The sequence below is a fragment of the Actinomadura luzonensis genome (genome assembly GCF_022664455.2).
GTDB lineage: Bacteria > Actinomycetota > Actinomycetes > Streptosporangiales > Streptosporangiaceae > Nonomuraea > Nonomuraea luzonensis.
In genome coordinates this window covers 5273591-5289162 of the sequence record NZ_JAKRKC020000001.1, presented here as the reverse complement: position 1 = coordinate 5289162, position 15572 = coordinate 5273591, and the positions used below count along the sequence as shown (strand labels likewise).

General features: G+C 76.1%; 17 protein-coding genes. 10 read left to right on the top strand and 7 right to left on the bottom strand.

All coding sequences use genetic code 11. The features are described 5' to 3' along the window. The first annotated feature begins 15 nt into the window (after positions 1-15). Together MF672_RS25130 and MF672_RS25125 are read left to right on the top strand one after the other, a co-directional pair. Positions 16-1239 (top strand): MFS transporter, encoded by a 1224-nt coding sequence (locus tag MF672_RS25130; protein WP_242383307.1) that lies wholly within the window; start codon positions 16-18, stop codon positions 1237-1239. A gap of 28 nt (positions 1240-1267) precedes the next feature. After that, on the top strand, positions 1268-1552 hold the full coding sequence (locus tag MF672_RS25125) for a hypothetical protein (protein WP_242383308.1): 285 nt from the start codon (positions 1268-1270) through the stop codon (positions 1550-1552). 6 nt (positions 1553-1558) lie between these two features. On the opposite strand, the gene MF672_RS25120 is transcribed toward MF672_RS25125, so the two are convergent. Both MF672_RS25120 and MF672_RS25115 read right to left on the bottom strand, forming a co-directional pair. Further along, positions 1559-1969, bottom strand: coding sequence for a nuclear transport factor 2 family protein (locus MF672_RS25120; protein WP_242383309.1), 411 nt, complete (start codon positions 1967-1969; stop codon positions 1559-1561). A gap of 2 nt (positions 1970-1971) precedes the next feature. Beyond that, a complete protein-coding gene (locus tag MF672_RS25115) occupies positions 1972-2898 on the bottom strand; it encodes a zinc-binding dehydrogenase (protein ID WP_242383310.1) in 927 nt (308 codons plus the stop codon). Between the two features lie 115 nt (positions 2899-3013). On the opposite strand from MF672_RS25115, the gene MF672_RS25110 reads away from it, so the two are divergent. Continuing rightward, entirely contained in the window at positions 3014-3967 is a 954-nt protein-coding gene (locus tag MF672_RS25110; protein ID WP_242383311.1) for a LysR family transcriptional regulator, read from the top strand. Positions 3968-3982: 15 nt separating this feature from the next. Here the strand turns inward: MF672_RS25110 and MF672_RS25105 are convergent, their stop codons facing one another. Next, positions 3983-4339, bottom strand: coding sequence for a winged helix-turn-helix transcriptional regulator (locus MF672_RS25105; protein ID WP_242383312.1), 357 nt, complete (start codon positions 4337-4339; stop codon positions 3983-3985). 73 nt (positions 4340-4412) lie between these two features. Between MF672_RS25105 and MF672_RS25100 the strand changes: the two genes are divergently transcribed. Both MF672_RS25100 and MF672_RS25095 read left to right on the top strand, forming a co-directional pair. Continuing rightward, positions 4413-5003 (top strand): carboxymuconolactone decarboxylase family protein, encoded by a 591-nt coding sequence (locus MF672_RS25100; RefSeq protein ID WP_242383313.1) that lies wholly within the window; start codon positions 4413-4415, stop codon positions 5001-5003. Positions 5004-5068: 65 nt separating this feature from the next. Beyond that, a complete protein-coding gene (locus MF672_RS25095) occupies positions 5069-6475 on the top strand; it encodes an MFS transporter (protein ID WP_247815426.1) in 1407 nt (468 codons plus the stop codon). 9 nt (positions 6476-6484) lie between these two features. Here the strand turns inward: MF672_RS25095 and MF672_RS25090 are convergent, their stop codons facing one another. Continuing rightward, positions 6485-7087, bottom strand: a complete 603-nt coding sequence (locus tag MF672_RS25090; RefSeq protein WP_242383566.1) for a TetR/AcrR family transcriptional regulator — start codon at positions 7085-7087, stop codon at positions 6485-6487. An 87-nt stretch (positions 7088-7174) separates the two neighbouring features. On the opposite strand from MF672_RS25090, the gene MF672_RS25085 reads away from it, so the two are divergent. Further along, positions 7175-8356 (top strand): cytochrome P450, encoded by a 1182-nt coding sequence (locus tag MF672_RS25085; RefSeq protein WP_242383567.1) that lies wholly within the window; start codon positions 7175-7177, stop codon positions 8354-8356. Between the two features lie 63 nt (positions 8357-8419). Further along, the gene (locus MF672_RS25080) at positions 8420-9337 is read left to right on the top strand and encodes an aminoglycoside phosphotransferase family protein (protein ID WP_242383568.1); all 918 of its coding nucleotides are present in this window, start codon (positions 8420-8422) and stop codon (positions 9335-9337) included. A 210-nt stretch (positions 9338-9547) separates the two neighbouring features. Here MF672_RS25080 and MF672_RS25075 read toward each other — a convergent pair whose 3' ends face one another. Both MF672_RS25075 and MF672_RS25070 read right to left on the bottom strand, forming a co-directional pair. Beyond that, positions 9548-10150: a response regulator transcription factor gene (locus MF672_RS25075; protein WP_242383569.1), complete on the bottom strand. Its 603-nt coding sequence runs from the start codon at positions 10148-10150 to the stop codon at positions 9548-9550. Continuing rightward, entirely contained in the window at positions 10147-11361 is a 1215-nt protein-coding gene (locus MF672_RS25070) for a sensor histidine kinase (protein WP_247815425.1), read from the bottom strand. Before MF672_RS25070 ends, MF672_RS25075 begins: the two co-directional genes overlap by 4 nt. Before the next feature lie 148 nt (positions 11362-11509). On the opposite strand from MF672_RS25070, the gene MF672_RS25065 reads away from it, so the two are divergent. The 3 genes from MF672_RS25065 (at position 11510) to MF672_RS25055 (ending at position 14335) form a co-directional block, all read left to right on the top strand. Then, a complete protein-coding gene (locus tag MF672_RS25065) occupies positions 11510-12091 on the top strand; it encodes a hypothetical protein (protein WP_242383571.1) in 582 nt (193 codons plus the stop codon). A gap of 242 nt (positions 12092-12333) precedes the next feature. Further along, the gene (locus MF672_RS25060) at positions 12334-13530 is read left to right on the top strand and encodes a hypothetical protein (RefSeq protein WP_242383572.1); all 1197 of its coding nucleotides are present in this window, start codon (positions 12334-12336) and stop codon (positions 13528-13530) included. 118 nt (positions 13531-13648) lie between these two features. Further along, positions 13649-14335: an STAS domain-containing protein gene (locus MF672_RS25055; RefSeq protein ID WP_247815424.1), complete on the top strand. Its 687-nt coding sequence runs from the start codon at positions 13649-13651 to the stop codon at positions 14333-14335. Between the two features lie 78 nt (positions 14336-14413). Here the strand turns inward: MF672_RS25055 and MF672_RS25050 are convergent, their stop codons facing one another. Continuing rightward, positions 14414-15544, bottom strand: coding sequence for a serine hydrolase domain-containing protein (locus MF672_RS25050; protein ID WP_242382331.1), 1131 nt, complete (start codon positions 15542-15544; stop codon positions 14414-14416). Positions 15545-15572: the final 28 nt, after the last annotated feature.

The following is a 15572-nucleotide window of genomic DNA, read 5'->3' as shown; positions in this document are numbered from 1 at the left end:
GCCAGGGTGAGATGCGTGAACGACATCACCATCAAGGCCGGGGTCATCGGCCTCTGCCTGGCCGCGTCGGCCACGCCGTCCCCGCTCTACAAGCTCTACGCCGCCGCCTGGGCGATCCCCACGTCCACGATGACGCTGGTCTACGCCACGTACTGCCTCGGGGTGCTCGCGGCGCTGCTGCTGTTCGGGCGGGTCTCCGACTCGTGGGGGCGGCGGCCGGCCGTCCTGGCCGGGCTGGCCGGGCTGCTCGTCTCGCTGGGGCTGTTCGCGGCGGCGTCCGGGGTGGGCTGGCTGTTCGCCGCGCGCGGCCTGCAGGGCGTGGCCACCGGCGTCGCGATCAGCGCCGCCGGCGCGGCCCTGCTCGACCTGCGGCCGGCCGCCGCCGGGCTGATCAACACGCTGGCCAGCGGGCTCGGGATGGGGACCGGCGCGCTGCTCGGCGCGGTCCTCGTCGAGTACGCGCCCGCCCCGCTGCTCACGCCGTTCGCCGTCCTCGCGGCGGTCGGCCTCCTGCTGCTGGCGGGGGTGTGGCGGCGGCCGGAGACGGCCGGGACGCGCTCCGGGTTCCGGATGGCGGCGCCCGGGGTGCCGAGGGAGATCGCCGCGACGTTCGCGCTGTCGGGGCTCGGGGTGACGTCGTCCTGGTCGATCGTCGGGCTGTACCTGGCGCTGGTGCCCGCGCTGGCGCCCGCCCTGACGGGGTCGGCCGGGAACCTGCCGGGCGGGCTGGCCGTCTTCGTCATGGGCACGGCCGCCGCGCTGGCCCCCGTGCTCGCCCGCCGCCTGCCCGGGCCGGCCTCCGGAGGGCTGCCGGCGGTCACGCAGCTCTGGTCCGGCATGCTCGTCCTCGCCGCCGGGGTCGCCCTCATGTCCCTGTCGGTCTCGGCGGGCAGCGCGGCCGGGTTCGTCGCGTCGAGCGTGGTCATGGGCCTCGGCGGCGGGCTCGGGCTCGGCGGCTCGCTGGGGCTGCTGGGCGCGGCGGCCCCACCCGACCACCGCGCCCGGGTCATGTCCGCGTTCTACGTCGTCGCGTACGCCGCGATCTCCCTGCCCGCGATCGCCGCCGGGTTCGTGGTGCGGACCCTCGGGCCGGTGGCCACCTTCCGCGTCTTCGGCGCGGGCATCGCCGCCGTCGCCCTCGCCACCGCGCTCACCACCGCCCTGCTCACCCGCGCCAGGACCCGGCGTCTCACCGGGCCGGGCCTGCTGAGCGGTCGTAGGCCCGCCGGGCCGCGGTGATGGCGGGGCGGCGAGCCGGGCCCAGGCCGTGAGCGCCTCCAAGGGGACCTCGGGCAGGGGGCAGTCGTCGGACGGGGCGTCGGGCGTGATCTGCTCTGGAAGGCCCTGCCGTGGTGCTCCACCCGGGCATGCTCCCGGCCTCCGCTCGGCGGTCGGGCCCACGCTGCGCCTGCTCGGCCTGCCCGACGGCGCCGACGCGTACCAGATCATGCGGCAGAGCGCCGCCGCCGACCGCCAGGGCTGCTGGGCCCGATCGGCGGACGTGCTGCCGGCCGTCCTGCCGTTCCTGGCCGCGCACGCCCAAAGATCCTGAGCGTGGTCACGCGCCGGGGAAGAGAGCCGCGGCCACGTGCCGGGTGTCGGTGTACTCGACGACCGAGGTGATCCGGCCGTCCCGGACCGTGCAGACGCCGGCGCAGCGGTTGTCGTAGACGCCCCCGTACACCGTGCGCGCCGTCGAGGTCCACTCGGCGACCACGCGGTCGCCCTCGGCGATCGTGCTGACGAGCCGCACCTCCATCGTGCCGGGGACGAGGATCGGCCCCAGGCCGCCGAGGAAGTCGTCGACGATCGCGTCGCGGCCCCGCCACACCTTCGAGATCGGCAGGTCGCCGGGGTAGTGCCAGGTCGCGTCCTGGGCGAAGCTGTCGCGGATGACGGCGGCGTCGCCGTCGCGGACGGCCTCGACGTAGCGGACGACGACGGCTCTGGGGTCGGTGACCTCGCTCATGGTCATTCTCCGTTCACAGTGAGGACGGCCTTGCCGCGGACGCGGCGCTCGCGCAGGTCGGTGAGCACGCTCGCGGTGTCGGCCCAGTCGGCGAGCCGGCCGATCTCCGGGTGCAGGCGGCCCTCGGCGGTCAGCCGGACGAGCGTCGCCAGGTCGTCGCCGAGCGGCGTGTCGTCGTCCAGGTAGTGGAAATGGCGGATGACGGCCGACTCCGGCCCGTCGAAGAAGGCGAAGAAGTCGAGCGTCGACGGCCGCCGGCCGGCCTGCCCGAACCAGATCAGCGTGCCCCGCCTGGCCGTCCGGGCCAGCGCGAGGGGCAGGGCCGGGCCGCCGGTCGACTCCAGCACCAGGTCGTACGGGCCGCGCGCGTCGGCCAGGTCGTGGACGACGCGCGCCGCGCCGAGCTCGGCGAGCCGGGCGCCGCGGCCCGCGTCCCGGGTGACGGCGGTGACCTCGGCGCCGGCGGCGGCCGCCAGCTCGGTCACGTAGTGGCCCACGCCGCCGGACGCGCCGGTCAGCAGCACCCGCCGGCCCAGCACCGGTCCGGCCGCGCGGAGCAGCCGCAACGCGGTGAGCCCGGCGAGCGGCAGCGCCGCGGCCTGGTGGGTGGTGACGCCGTCGGGCAGCACGGCGAGCGCGTGCGTCGGGACGGCCGCGTACTCGGCCCAGCCGCCCGCCATGGGATGGCCGACGACGCGGGCGATGCCGCCCGGCCCGCTGCCGTCGGCGGCCGGCTGGACCACCAGGCCCGCGACGTCCTTGCCCGGCCGGTCGCCGGGCGCGGGCCGCTCCAGCTTGAACGTCTCGCCCCGGTTGACGGAGAACGCCTCCACCTTCACCAGCACCTCGTCCGGCCCGGGCACCGGCTCCGGGACGTCGGCGAGCACGACCGGTTCCGCGGGATCGCCGGTCGGGATGAGAGCCTTCATGGTGGTTTCCTCCTCAAGTGCGTGTCGGCGGCCAGTCCAGCAGGCGGGCCGGCGGCCGGGCCAACAACGGGACCGTCCGGCTCACAACGCCGGGTTGTCGGATATGGTCAGCGGCGTGGACCTGGACCTGGCGCTGGTTCGCGCGTTCGTCGCGACCGCGGAGGAACTGCACTTCGGGCGGGCCGCCCAGCGGCTGCACACCAGCCAGCAGGCACTGTCCAAGCGCGTCGCCCGCCTGGAGTCGCTGCTCGCGGTGCGCCTGTTCGAGCGCGCGGGCGGCACCCGGCTCACCGAGGCGGGCGAGCGTCTGCTCCCGGCCGCCCGCGAGGCCCTGGCGGCGGGGGAGCGCGCGGTCGCGGCGGTCCTCGGCCCCGGTCCGGTGGTGCGGATCGACGTGTGGGGCCATCTGTACGCGCCGATGCGCACCGTCGCGCAGGCGGTGGCGGCGTTCGGCGCGGTGCGCCTGCAACCCGGCCCGGCCCGCGACTGGCCGTCGGCGGCGGAGCTGCTGCTGCGCGGCGAGACCGACCTGGGCTTCGGCCGGGTGCACCCGCTCGGCGACGGCCGCGACGCCGGGCTCGCCCACCGCCTGGTGCGCCTGGAGCCCGTCGACGCCCTGGTCAGCACCTCGCACCCGCTGGCCGGCGCGGCCGAACTGCGCCCCGCCGACCTGCGCGGCAGCACCCTGTGGTGCCCGGCCGAGCTGACCCGCCTGGACTTCCTGCGGCGCTTCGCCGACGAGTTCGGCCTCACGCGGCGCGAGGACGGCCCCAACCTCGGGCTCGACCACCTCGTGGAGCACGTCCGGGCCGATCCGTCGTGCTTCACCCTGTTCCCCGCGGACGCGCCGCTGCCCGACCACGCGGGCCTGCGCGCGATCCCGCTCACCGGGCCCACGCCGCTGTACGCGTGGTCGCTGGCCTGGCGCGAGTCCCGCCGGCACCCGCTGCTCGACCTCCTGCTGCGCGGGTTCGCGGACGTGGGCCGGGCGCGGCGGTGGCTGGAGTACGCTCCCGGGCGCGACTGGCTGCCGGACGCCGACCACGCGAAGCTCGTCCAGGTGCGCTGACCGGCGCCTGAGGTGTCAGCCCGGGGGCTCCTGGGCGGCGTCGCCCAGCTCCTCGGCCCAGCGGCGGCTCCACGCGCTGAGCGGGGCGAGCGCCTCGACCAGGTCCGCGCCGAGCGGGGTGAGCCGGTAGCCGCCGCCGTCCTGGGCGACCAGGCGGACGGCGGCCAGCTCGTCGAGCCGGTCGCTGAGCACGCTGGACGACATGCCCTCGCACCGCCGCTGAAGCTCGCGGAAGCCCGCCGGGGCCCGGCTGAGCTCCCACAGGATGCGCATCGTCCAGCGCCGGCCGAGCAGGTCGAGCGCCGCCATCACCGGACGCCCGGACGCCGAGCCCCGGGCCGGCCGGCCCGGCCGGGGCGTGCTTGCCGCCATCGTCACCCCTCTTGCGGTTCTGTTTTCGAAGCATCATAGTGGTTCGGAAGCCGAAGCAGGAGAGGGAGTCCTGATGCCGCGCGTCGCACCGCTCGAACCGCCCTATCCGGCCGACGTCGAGCGGTCGCTGCGCCGCTGGATGCCGCCCGGCGTGCCGTACCAGCCGCTCCTGCTGTTCCGCGTCCTGCACCGCCACCCCGAGCTGGCCTCGCGGATGTTCCCCCTGGGGGCGGGGCTGCTGGGCCACGGGCTGCTGCCCGCCGCCGACCGGGAGCTCGTCATCGCCCGCGTCACCGCGCGCGCCGGCTGCGGGTACGAGTGGGGCGTGCACGCGGCGACCCTCGCCCCGCAGGCCGGGCTCACCCCCGAACGGCTGCGCGCGACCGCCACCGGACCGGGGACCGGCGGCGGGCCGGGAACCGACGGCTCCTGGCCGCCCCGCCACGCGGCCCTGCTCGCCGCCGTGGACGAGCTGCACGACACCGCCCGGCTGTCGCGGCCCGCCTGGGACGCCCTGCACGCTCACTACGAGGACGCGCAACTGCTCGAACTGCTCGTCCTGGCCGGCTGGTACCGGACCATCGCCTACCTGGCGAACGGCCTCGAACTGGAGGACGAGCCCTGGGGCGTGCCGTTCCCCGGGCCCGGCCGGGCCGGCCGGTGACCGCCGCCGGCGACGGGGCCTCCACGGCGGGAAACGGGGAGGCTGCGGCGAGGGAGGAGGAGTTCGTGGCAAGAGGCGAGGAGCCGGCGGCGACCGGTGGGCGGGCGCTGGTGCCGGCGCTGGTGTTCATCGCGCTCGTCGTCGCCGTCGTCGGCAGCCTCGGGGCGCCGCTCATCACCACGGTCGCGGGCGACCTCGGCGTGTCGCTGGCCGCCGCCCAGTGGACGCTGACCGCCCCGCTGCTGGTCGGCGCGATCGCCACCCCGCTGCTGGGCCGCCTCGGCGCGGGCCCGGGCCGCCGCCTGGCCGTCCTGGCGACGCTGGCGGTCGTGGTGGCGGGCAGCCTGCTGACCGTGGCGCCGCTGCCGTTCGGCTGGCTGCTGGCCGGACGGGTGGCGCAGGGCGCGGGGCTGGGGCTGCCGCCGCTGATGATGGGCGTCGCCCGCGACCACCTGCCGCCGGCCCGCTCCGGCCCGGTGATCGCGCTGCTGTCGGTGGCCTCCGTCATCGGCATCGGCGTCGGTTACCCGCTGGCGGGGCTGCTGACGGAGCTGGCGGGGCTGCGCGCGGCGTACGGGCTGGGCCTGCTGATCACCGCGGTCGCGCTGGCCGCCGCCTGGCGGTCGGTGCCCCGGCCGCCGGCCGGCCGCCCGTCCGCGGTGGACGTGCCGGGCGCGGCGCTGCTGGGCGCGGGCCTGGCCGCGCTGCTCCTGGCGATCAGCCAGACCGCCCTGTGGACCCGCCGCCCTGAGCTGGGCGCGGCGCTGCTGGCCGGCGCGGCGGTGCTGCTGGCCGGCTGGGTGCTGCGCGAGCGCCGCTCGGCGGCCCCGCTGGTGGACCTCGCGCTGCTGCGCGAGCCGGCGGTGGCGGGGGCCAACGCGGTGATGCTGCTCGGCGGCGTCGGCATGTACCTGCTGCTGACGCTGGTGACCCGTTACGTGCAGACGCCGGCGTCCGCCGGGTACGGGTCCGGCGTCGGGGTGTTCGTGGCGGGCCTGGTGCTGGTGCCGTTCTCGGTCATGGGGTTCGCCGGCGGGCGGCTGGCGCCGCCGTTGCTGCGGCGGCTCGGCCCGGCGGCGGCGCTGGCGGCCGGCGGGCTGGCCGTGCTGGTGGCGCTGGTGGGGTTCGCGCTGGCCCGCGACGGGCTGTGGCCGGCGTTCGCCGTGATGGGCCTGCTCGGCCTGGGCGTCGGCGCGTTCTCGGCGGCCATGCCGGCGGCGATCCTGGCCGTCACCCCGGCGGCGGAGACGTCCAGCGCGATGAGCTTCAACCAGGTGGTGCGCAGCGTCGGCTACTCGGTCGGCAGCGCGCTCGGCGGCCTGACGCTGGCCGCCGGCACCCCGCCGGGCGGGCGGTTCCCGGCCGCCGCCGCGTACACGACGGCGGCGTGGGTGGGCGCGGCGGCGACGGCGGTGACCGTCGTGGCCGCGCTCGCGCTCCGGCGGGCCACCGCGGCCACCGGACCCTCCTGAAGCCGCCCCTCACGTGGTGGGGCAGGCGGCGGCCATGATGCCGTGCACGGCCTGGCCGATCCGCTCGGCCGCCCGGTCGGGGTCGGGCCGGCCGGCGTCCAGCCAGGCGATGACGGCCTCCAGGGTGAAGCCGGGAACCACGCTGGCGGCCCAGTCCAGCCACGGCCCCTCCGGGATGACGCGCGCCAGGTTGCGCCGGCCGACCTCGCGGGAGGCGGCGGTGATGGAGTCGATCAGGTCGCGGAAGTCGGGCTCGCGGGCGGCGTGACGGAACAGCAGCCGGAACCCGTCGGGGTCGGCGGCGGCGGCGCGCAGCAGGGCGGGGATGGCGTCGTCGCCGAAGTCGTCGGCGCCGGTGGCCTCGGCCAGGCGCACGCAGGCCCGATCGAGCACGGCCCGGTAGAGGTCGGCCTTGGACTCGAAGTGCCGGTACAGCAGGGCCCGGGTCAGCTCCGCCTCGGCGGCGATGTCGTCGAGGCCGGTGGCGGTGTAGCCGGCGCGGGCGAAGGCGCGGGTGGCGGCGTCCAGGATCTGCTCGCGCCGCTCGGCGCGGCGCAGCCGCCGCACCGCCGGCGCCGCGACGGCCTCGCCGCCCGCATGGGGATCGCTCATCAACCCTCCACTTGTAGAAGTCAAAGTATACATATAGCTTTTTAGACGTCGGAGTATACAAACGCACGTCTACCTCGTGGAGGCGCCGTGTCCACCCCCGCTCAGCTGCCGTACGAGCAGCCGGACCCGATGCGGCCCGCGCCCCTGCTGCGCGAGCTGCAGGTCCGTGGTCCCATCCACGCCGTCCGGACCGCGGTCGGCGACCCAGGCTGGCAGGTCACCGGGTACGAGGAGGTGCGCCGGCTGCTCGACGACGACCGGCTCGGCCGCGCCCACCGCGAGCCCGGCAAGGCCGCCAGGACGGGGGAGTCGGCGATGTTCGGCGGCCCGTTGGGCGACTTCGACACCGAGCAGGCCGACCACCGGCGGATGCGCTCGCTGCTGCAGCCGCACTTCTCGCCGAGGCGGATGCGCGCGCTGCGCGCCCGTGTCGAGACGCTCACCGCCGGCCTGCTGGACGAGCTGGCCGCCGCCGGCCCGCCCGCCGACCTCCACGCCGCCCTGGCGCTGCCGCTGCCCATCGCGGTCATCTGCGAGCTGCTCGGTGTGCCGTACGAGGACCGGGCCCGGTTCCGGGCGTGGACCCAGGCCGCCGCGGACATCACCGACCGCGCCCGCTCGGAGCAGGGACTGACCGAGCTGTTCGGCTACGGACAGCGGCTCGTCGCGCGCAAGAGAGCCGAGGGCGACCCGGACGCGGACGTGATCTCCCGGCTGGCCGCCACCGACGGAGTCAGCGACGACGAGGCCGCCGCGATGGGCATGTTCCTGCTGTTCGCCGGGCACGAGACCACGGTCGCCGCGATCGACGAGGGCGCGTTGTGGCTGCTGGCCCACCCGGAGCAGTGGCGGGCCCTGGTGGCGGATCCGTCCCTGGTCGATGCGGCCGTGGAGGAGATCCTGCGCGCCCCTGGTACGGGAGGAAGCGGCATCCCGCGCTACGCCCGCGAGGACCTCGAGATCGCCGGCGTGCGCGTCCGCGCTGGGGACCTGGTGCTGCTGGACACCGGTGCGGCCAACCACGACGCCGCCATATTCACCGACCCCGACCGCTTCGACCTCGGCCGCCCCGCCGTGCCGCACCTCAGCTTCGGCCACGGCGCCCGCTACTGCATCGGCGCGCCCCTGGCCCGGATCGAGCTGCAGGTCGTCTTCGCCCGGCTCGCCGTCCGCTTCCCCACCCTCAAGCTCGAGTGCGCGCCCGGCGAGCTGAGCTTCAATGCGCACACGCTGACCGGCGGGCTGACCGCGCTTCCCGTCACCTGGTGAGCAGGGCTCGGTCCGTCCCGTTCGCGAGGGGGACGGGCCGCCGTCGGGCTAGCGTGGGTGCGCATGACGCACACCGAGATCGAGATCAGTGCCGAGCTCGTGCGAGAGCTGCTGCGCGAGCAGCACCCCGACCTGGCCGGCCGCCCCGTGCGGCTCGGCGCGCGCGGCTGGGACAACCAGGTGTGGCGGCTCGGCGACGACCTCGCCGTCCGGCTGCCGTGGGCGACGGGCCCCGCGGACGAGCTGCTGCGCAAGGAGTACGCCTGGCTGCCCGTGCTCGCCCCGGGCCTGCCGCTGCCGGTGCCCGTCCCGCAGCGCCTCGGCGAGCCGTCCGCGCTGTACCCGCGGCCGTGGATCGTCACGACCTGGGTGCCGGGCGAGCCCGCCGACCGGGCCCCCGCCAGGCGCGGCGAGCAGGCGGCCGACGCGCTGGCCGCGTTCCTGACGGCGCTGCACCGGCCCGCCCCGGCCGAGGCGCCTTCCGGCCGCTTCGGCCGGGGCGGGCCGCTGGCCGGCTGCGCGGAGGGGTTCACGCGATCGCTTGACGAGGCCGCCGGGCGGGGGCTCGTTCCCGACCCGGAGGCCGTCCGCGCGGTCTGGGCGGACGCCGCCGCCGCGCCCGGCTGGGACGGACCGGCGGTGTGGCTGCACAGCGACCTGCACCCGGCCAACGTCCTGACCGCGGACGGCGCCCTCCGCGGCGTGGTCGACTTCGGCGACCTCTGCGCCGGCGACCCGGCCGCGGACCTCGCCGCCGCCTGGATCCTGCTGCCGGACGGCGCCCTCGACCGCTTCCACGCCGCCTACCGGCCGGCCCCGGACGCCGCGTCGCTGCGCCGCGCCCGCGGCTGGGCGGCGGGGCAGGCCCTCGGCTGCCTCCTCGTCGGTGACGCCGGCGTCCACGGCCGCCCCGGCGGCAAGGCGACCTGGGGCCCGCCCGCCCGCGCCGCCCTGCGCCGCCTCACCACGACGGCCCCCTGACCGGCCCCTCGTCCGGCCCCTCGTCCGCCCCCCGTCCGCCCCCCGTCCGCCCCTCGTCCGGCCCCTCGTCCGGCCCCTCGTCCGGCCCCTCGTGCGGCCTCCGTCCGGCTCCCTGTGCGGCTCCCCGTCCGGCCGCCGTCCGGCCCTCGTCCGGCCGCCGTCCGGCCCTCGTCCGGCGCCCATCCGGTCGCCGGGGGAGGCCCGGCGGGGTCAGATCCAGCCCTCCTCCCAGGCCCGGTGCGCGGCCGCGTGCCGGGAGGTGACGCCCAGCTTGGCCATCGCCGCCGACAGGTAGTTGCGGACGGTGCCCGGCGCCAGGTGCACCTCGGCGGCGATCTCCCGGACGGACGCGCCGCCGCGCGAGGCCCGCAGCACCTCCAGCTCCCGGGCGGTCAGCGGGCAGTCGTCCTCGGTCAGGGCCGAGGCCGCGATGTCGGGGTCCACGTAGCGCCGGCCGGCCGCGACCGCCCGGATGATCTCGGCGAGCTTCTCGGCGGGCGTCGTCTTCGGCACGAACCCGCTCACCCCCGCCGCCAGCGCCCGCCGCAGGACGCCGGGCCGGGCGTGCCGCGTCACCAGCACGACCTTCGCGGCGGTCGCGGCGCGGATCTCCTCGGCGGCCCGCAGCCCGTCGGCGGGCGGCATCTCCAGGTCGAGCACGGCGATGTCCGGAGCGTGCCGCCGCGCCAGCCGTACCGCCTCCGCCGAGTCGGCCGCCTCGGCGACCACGGTGAGGTCGTCCTCCAGCTCCAGCAGCGCGGACAACGCGCTCCTGAGCAGGTCCTCGTCGTCGGCGAGCAGCAACCTGATCATCGTTCCCCCTCGTCCGGCGCGGGGACGCGCGCCTCCACCGTGAACCGGTCGCCGGACTGTCCCCAGCTCAGCTCGCCGCCGGCGGCCGCCAGGCGCTCGGCCAGCCCCCGCAACCCGGTGCCGCCGGGGTCGGCCGGCGCGGGCGGAGCGCCGTCGTTGCTCATCCGCAGCCGCGCCGTCCCGCCGGCCAGCTCGTACGCGACGTCCGCGCGCCGCGCCCGGCTGTGCCGCAACACGTTCGTGGTGGCCTCCCGCACCACCAGCCCCAGGAGGTGCCGGGCGGCGGCGGGCAGCGCGCCGGCGGCGGGGCCGGTCGTCAGGCCGGCCTCGATCCCGGCCGCCGCCAGCACCTTGGCGGCGTTGGCGAGCTCGGCCTCCAGCGTGGTGCGCCGGTAGCCCTGGACGACGGCGCGGGTGTCGCGCAGCGCGTCGGCGGCCAGGGCCTGCACGTGCCGCATCTCGGCCGCCGCCCGGCGCGGGTTCGTCTCGGCCAGGCGGGCGGCCAGCTCGCTCTTCAGCGCGATGACCTGCAGGTGGTGGCCCTGGATGTCGTGCAGGTCGGCGGCGAAGCGCAGCCGCTCGTCGCGTACCGCGAGCTCCGCCGACAGGCGGCGGGCCTCGTTCAGGCGGGCGGCGACGTCCCAGGACCACAGCAGGCCGAGCGTGGTCCAGGCGACGAACAGCACCAGCCCGGGCGGGAACGCCGCCGAGACCGGCCGCCACCCGTCCGCCAGCCCGCCCACCAGCCCCGCCGCGAGGGCGGCCGCGGCGATGGCGATCCACCGGCGGCGCGCGGGCAGGAACGTCGCCCCGACCGACACCATCGTGGCCGGGGCCAGCGCCCACAGCCGGTACTCGGGCACGAGGAGCAGGATCGCCGCGCAGGCGAGCGCGGCCACGCTCCCGGCCGCCAGCCAGCCGGCCACCGCGCGACCCGCCACCGCGCGACCCGCCACCGCGCGACCCGCCACCGCGCGACCGGTCGGCGTGGGCGGGCGCAGCCGGAGGTTGAGCAGCACCGTCAGGGCCGCCACCGTGACCGCCAGCGACAGCCCGCCGGCCGCCCGCACGGCCGGCGCGACGGCGGCGTCCCCGATCCAGTCCTTGGCGCTGAAGGCCAGGAAGAAGACGGTGACGGCCAGGACGCTCCACAGCGTGGAGCGGCGGAAGCCGCTGAGACGCGGCGCGGGATCGGCCGTCACTTCGGACACCCGAGCATTATCGGACGAATGACAAGTGTCATGCGATCGCATGACATGCCCATGGCCGGACGTGCGGTTCCGGCACTGACGGCCCCCGGTCCCGCCACGGAAGGCTGGAGCGCGTAGATACCCCTCGGGAGTAGACAGGAAGACCGTCATGACCGCCTCCGCAGCCCGCCCGCCGTCCCGCAGGAACCCTCTCGCGGCGCTCGCCGCCCGCTGGCCCACGCTGGTCGCCCTCGGCTCCGCCGCGCTGAGCATCGCCGGGACCGGCGACCTCGCGGGCGAGGTCCACGGCCTGGCCGAGGCCCTGATCCTGCTGCCGCTGCTCTACCTGCTCGTCGCCAAGCTGAACCGGCCGCGGCTGTCGTGGCCGATCCTGGTCGGGTGCGCGGTCCTCATCGTCGTGCTGCGCGGCCTCGACCTCGCGCCGCCGTCGGTGGTGTTCGGCGGCGTGGCGGCCGTCGTGCTGGTGTGGGGCGCGGTCGCCGGCGACCTGGCCAGGTCCGGCGAGTTCCGCCTCCAGGCGCTCGGCATGCTCGGCTTCGGCGCGCTCGCCCTGGGCGGCCTGCTCCTCGCGCCCGGGGCCGGCCGCTACCTGGTGGCGGCCGGGTGGGCCCTGCACGCCGTGTGGGACTTCGTGCACCTGCGCCGCGGCAAGGTCGTCGTCCGCTCGTACGCCGAGTGGTGCGGCGTGCTCGACGTGCTCATCGCCGTCAACCTCCTGCTGCTGGCCTGACCGCCCCCTCGCCCGCGCGCCGGTCGGTGATTCTTCCCGCCGAAGGCCGCTCCCGTCGTCCCTGCTGGAGGGCGGGTTGTCAAGAACATCGTGCAGTCCGGGGAGAGTGTGCGCAGATTGCCCGGTATGTCCGGGGGTAGGCCGCTTGCCACGTCCGCCGAGACTCGGGCAGGACAGGCCGCCTGGTCCGAGGCGCGACAGCACGACGCCCACGATCACCAGTGCGAAGGAGCACCAGGCAGATGACCTTCAACCCCCTCCAGCAACGGGGCATCCCGCTGGACAAGCAGCTGCGCAACTGGCGCGAGCTGAACGTCACCCCCATCGACCCCGACCACGTCGACCCGTACACGCGCTGCCGCATCATCGCCATGAACGGCATCGAGGTCGAGGCGATCCTCTTCAGCCACCAGCTCGCCCGCCACTGCCCGGACATCGAGCTGAAGCAGCAGCTCGCCCGCACCCGCTACATCGAGGCCCAGCAGCAGAAGGTGGTCAACTGGCTGCTGCCCGGCCTCGCGTCCGTGCTGGAGACCACGATCGCCTACGAGCAGGTCGCCGTGGACCTGACGGCGTGGGTGGCGCGCATGGAGCCGGACCCGTACCTCAAGCAGGCCTACCAGTTCGGCGTGCTGGAGGACTTCGACCACCTCTACCGGTACAGCAACCTGTACGAGATGATCGAGCACCGCAAGGCCGAGAAGATCGTCGACCAGCTCACCGAGGTCATGCCCGGCCGGCCCACCGCCCTCCACCACCGCGACCCGGTCGACAACGTGCGCGAGCCGTACGACAAGAGCTCGGCCGCGCCGATCAGCAAGCTGCACGCCCTGACCATCATGGCGGCCGAGCAGCAGACGATGAACTTCTACATGAACGTCGGCCCGACGTACATGGAGCCCATCGCCCGCCGCCTCTACCAGGAGATCGGCCTGATCGAGGAGGAGCACGTCACCCACTACGAGTCCCTGGTGGACCCGGGCGAAAGCTGGTGGGAGATGCTGCTCAACCACGAGTACAACGAGTGCTACCTGTACCACTCGTTCATGGAGACCGAGTCCGACCCCAAGGTCAAGAACATCTGGGAGCTCCACCTCAACATGGAGCTGGAGCACCTGCGGCTGGCCGCCGAGCTGTTCAAGAAGCACGACGGCCGCGACCCGGAGCAGGTGTGCGCCCCCGAGCTGCCGCAGCCGGTGACGTTCGAGCCGAACAAGGCGTACCTGCGCGAGCTGATCGCCACCCAGATCGACTACACCACTCTCGGCACCGGCTACGTGCAGGAGGCCCACGAGCGGTTCGAGAGGATGCAGGAGACGATCATGGGCGGCGAGGCGCCGCCGTCGGACCAGGTGATCGAGGAGAACCGCAGCAAGTCCGGCGAGGAGTACCGGCTCCAGACCGAGGGCGAGCACCCGGTGGCGGGCCACCGCCGCTGACCGGCGGCCCCGCTCCGGCCTGCGCCGCCCGCCCCGGGGAGCGGTACGGACGCTTGCCGGACGGATGCCGGGGAAGGATGGTCGCCATGGTCAGCACATGGGGCGAAGGGGTGAAACCATGACCCGCCTGTCGATCCGGCTCGTACCCGTCGATGACGTCACCCTGACGATCTCCCTGTCCGGGGAGCTCGACGTGACCACCGAGCCCGTGCTGGCCGCCCACCTCGACCCCCTGCCGCGGTCGGCGGTCAGGCACGTGGTCGTGGCCGCCGGTGACCTGGAGTTCTGCGACCTGCGCGGGCTCGACCAGCTCGCCGCCACGCACCTGGCCCTGCGGGGCAAGGGCGGCTGGCTGGCCGTCGCCGAGGCGAGCCCGGCGCTGCGCCGGCTGATCGCGCTGAGCGCCGAGCACGGGCTGCTGCCGTCCGCCATCGCCGTCTATCCGCACGTGGCCGCGGCCCTGACCGCCGCCGGCGTGCAGGCGTACCAGGGCAGGGCCCGGCCGTCCTGGCCCGCCGGCACGTGCGGCGGCTGCGCGCCGTGCGCCGCCGGCCCGCTCGAGGCACGGCCGCGCCCGGCCCTGCCGCCCGCGATCGACCCGGCGCGCGCTCGTACGCGGGCCCTGATGGAGCAGGCCGCCGACCGCCAGGAGACCTCGTCGCGCGGCTCGGCACGTTGCGCGACAACCTGGAGCGCCTGCGCGACACGCGCCGCCGCTGCGGCGAGACCATGGCGGCCCTGCGCGCCACCCGCAGCGGCGGCGCGCCGCCGGAACAAGCGGCAGCCGCCTGACGGCACCGCCTGACCGGCACCGCCCGACCGGCACTGGCTGACGCCGCCGCCGGAACAAGCGGCACGGACGGCGTCGCCACCGCGAGCGGGCTCAGCGGGCGCACAATGCGGCGGTGAAGGCGTCGATCAGGTGCCGCCGGTCGGCGGGCACGCCGGTGACGTACACCGTGGCGGCGCGGCCGGCCCGGTCCCGGCCGCTGAACACCGCGGCCCCCGGCATGTCCCCGGCGGCGAAGTAGGCGTAGCCGCAGCCCGACCGCATCCGGGCCACGCCGTAGCCGTAGCGCGCGCCCGCCGGCCAGCCTTCCTCCTCCACCTTCACCGGCCGGGCCATCAGCTCGCTCAGCGGCGCCCTGCTCCAGAACCGGTTCAGGTCGTCGGGCGTGGACACCAGGCCACCGCTGGGTCCGAACGCGTAGGTGGGCAGCCGGTCGGTCAGGTCCACCTCGCCGTCCTGCGGGCTGCCGGGGTGCACGCCGTAGGTGTGGGCGTGCGGGCCGCGGATGCCGTCGTCGCCCTTGGCCGGCCAGTACGTGTCCCGCATCCCGTACGGCCGCAGCACGAGGTCCCGGCTCGCCCGCCGGAAGTCCTCCCCGGTCACCGCGGTCACGATCATGCCGAGGACCAGGTAGTTGGTGTTGGCGTAGGCGAAGGAGCCGCGCGGCGTGGGCTTGCGCGCCAGCGCCACCCGCAGGAAGTCGGGGAACGGCTCCTTCCATTCGACCGCGTCCAGGAACTCGGGCAGGCCGCTGGTCTGCTGCAGCAACATCCGGACAGTGATCTTCCGGCCGTCGATCCCGGCGCCGTCGCCGGTGCCGCGCAGCACGCCGGGCAGGTAGCGCTCCACCTTGGCGGCCAGGTCGATCTTGTGCTGCCCGGCCAGCCGCAGCACGGTGGCGGCGATGATCGGCTTGGTGACGCTGGCGATCCTGAACCGGCCCTCGGGGCCGACCATCGGCCTGCCGGTGCCCCGCTCCGCCGTGCCGGAGCGCCAGGTCACGCTCGCGCCGCCCGGGCTCCGCGCCCGGCTCAACGCGCCGGCCATGCCGTCCTCGGCGGTGAGCACGTCCAGGGCGGCCTGCGGCGAGGGCGCCGTGGCGGCGGCCGTGGCCGTGGCGGTGGCGGTGGCCGTGGCGGTCGCGGTGGCGGCGGTGGCGAAGGCGGGGGCGACGGGGGCGAGGACCAGGGTGGCGGCGACCGCGATGGCGAGCGACTTTCTCATGCCTCCACTGTCGCGGGATGATCACCCG

Bases quoted from the DNA above. Each gene is read 5' to 3' on its own strand.
- MF672_RS25105 (WP_242383312.1), bottom strand. From the start codon at position 4,339: ATGGCGGCAAGCACGCCCCGGCCGGGCCGGCCGGCCCGGGGCTCGGCG.
- MF672_RS25100 (WP_242383313.1), top strand. From the start codon at position 4,413: ATGCCGCGCGTCGCACCGCTCGAACCGCCCTATCCGGCCGACGTCGAG.
- MF672_RS25090 (WP_242383566.1), bottom strand. From the start codon at position 7,087: ATGAGCGATCCCCATGCGGGCGGCGAGGCCGTCGCGGCGCCGGCGGTG.
- MF672_RS25050 (WP_242382331.1), bottom strand. From the start codon at position 15,544: ATGAGAAAGTCGCTCGCCATCGCGGTCGCCGCCACCCTGGTCCTCGCC.
- MF672_RS25120 (WP_242383309.1), bottom strand. From the start codon at position 1,969: ATGAGCGAGGTCACCGACCCCAGAGCCGTCGTCGTCCGCTACGTCGAG.
- MF672_RS25060 (WP_242383572.1), top strand. From the start codon at position 12,334: ATGACCTTCAACCCCCTCCAGCAACGGGGCATCCCGCTGGACAAGCAG.
- MF672_RS25055 (WP_247815424.1), top strand. From the start codon at position 13,649: ATGACCCGCCTGTCGATCCGGCTCGTACCCGTCGATGACGTCACCCTG.
- MF672_RS25075 (WP_242383569.1), bottom strand. From the start codon at position 10,150: ATGATCAGGTTGCTGCTCGCCGACGACGAGGACCTGCTCAGGAGCGCG.
- MF672_RS25065 (WP_242383571.1), top strand. From the start codon at position 11,510: ATGACCGCCTCCGCAGCCCGCCCGCCGTCCCGCAGGAACCCTCTCGCG.
- MF672_RS25080 (WP_242383568.1), top strand. From the start codon at position 8,420: ATGACGCACACCGAGATCGAGATCAGTGCCGAGCTCGTGCGAGAGCTG.
- MF672_RS25115 (WP_242383310.1), bottom strand. From the start codon at position 2,898: ATGAAGGCTCTCATCCCGACCGGCGATCCCGCGGAACCGGTCGTGCTC.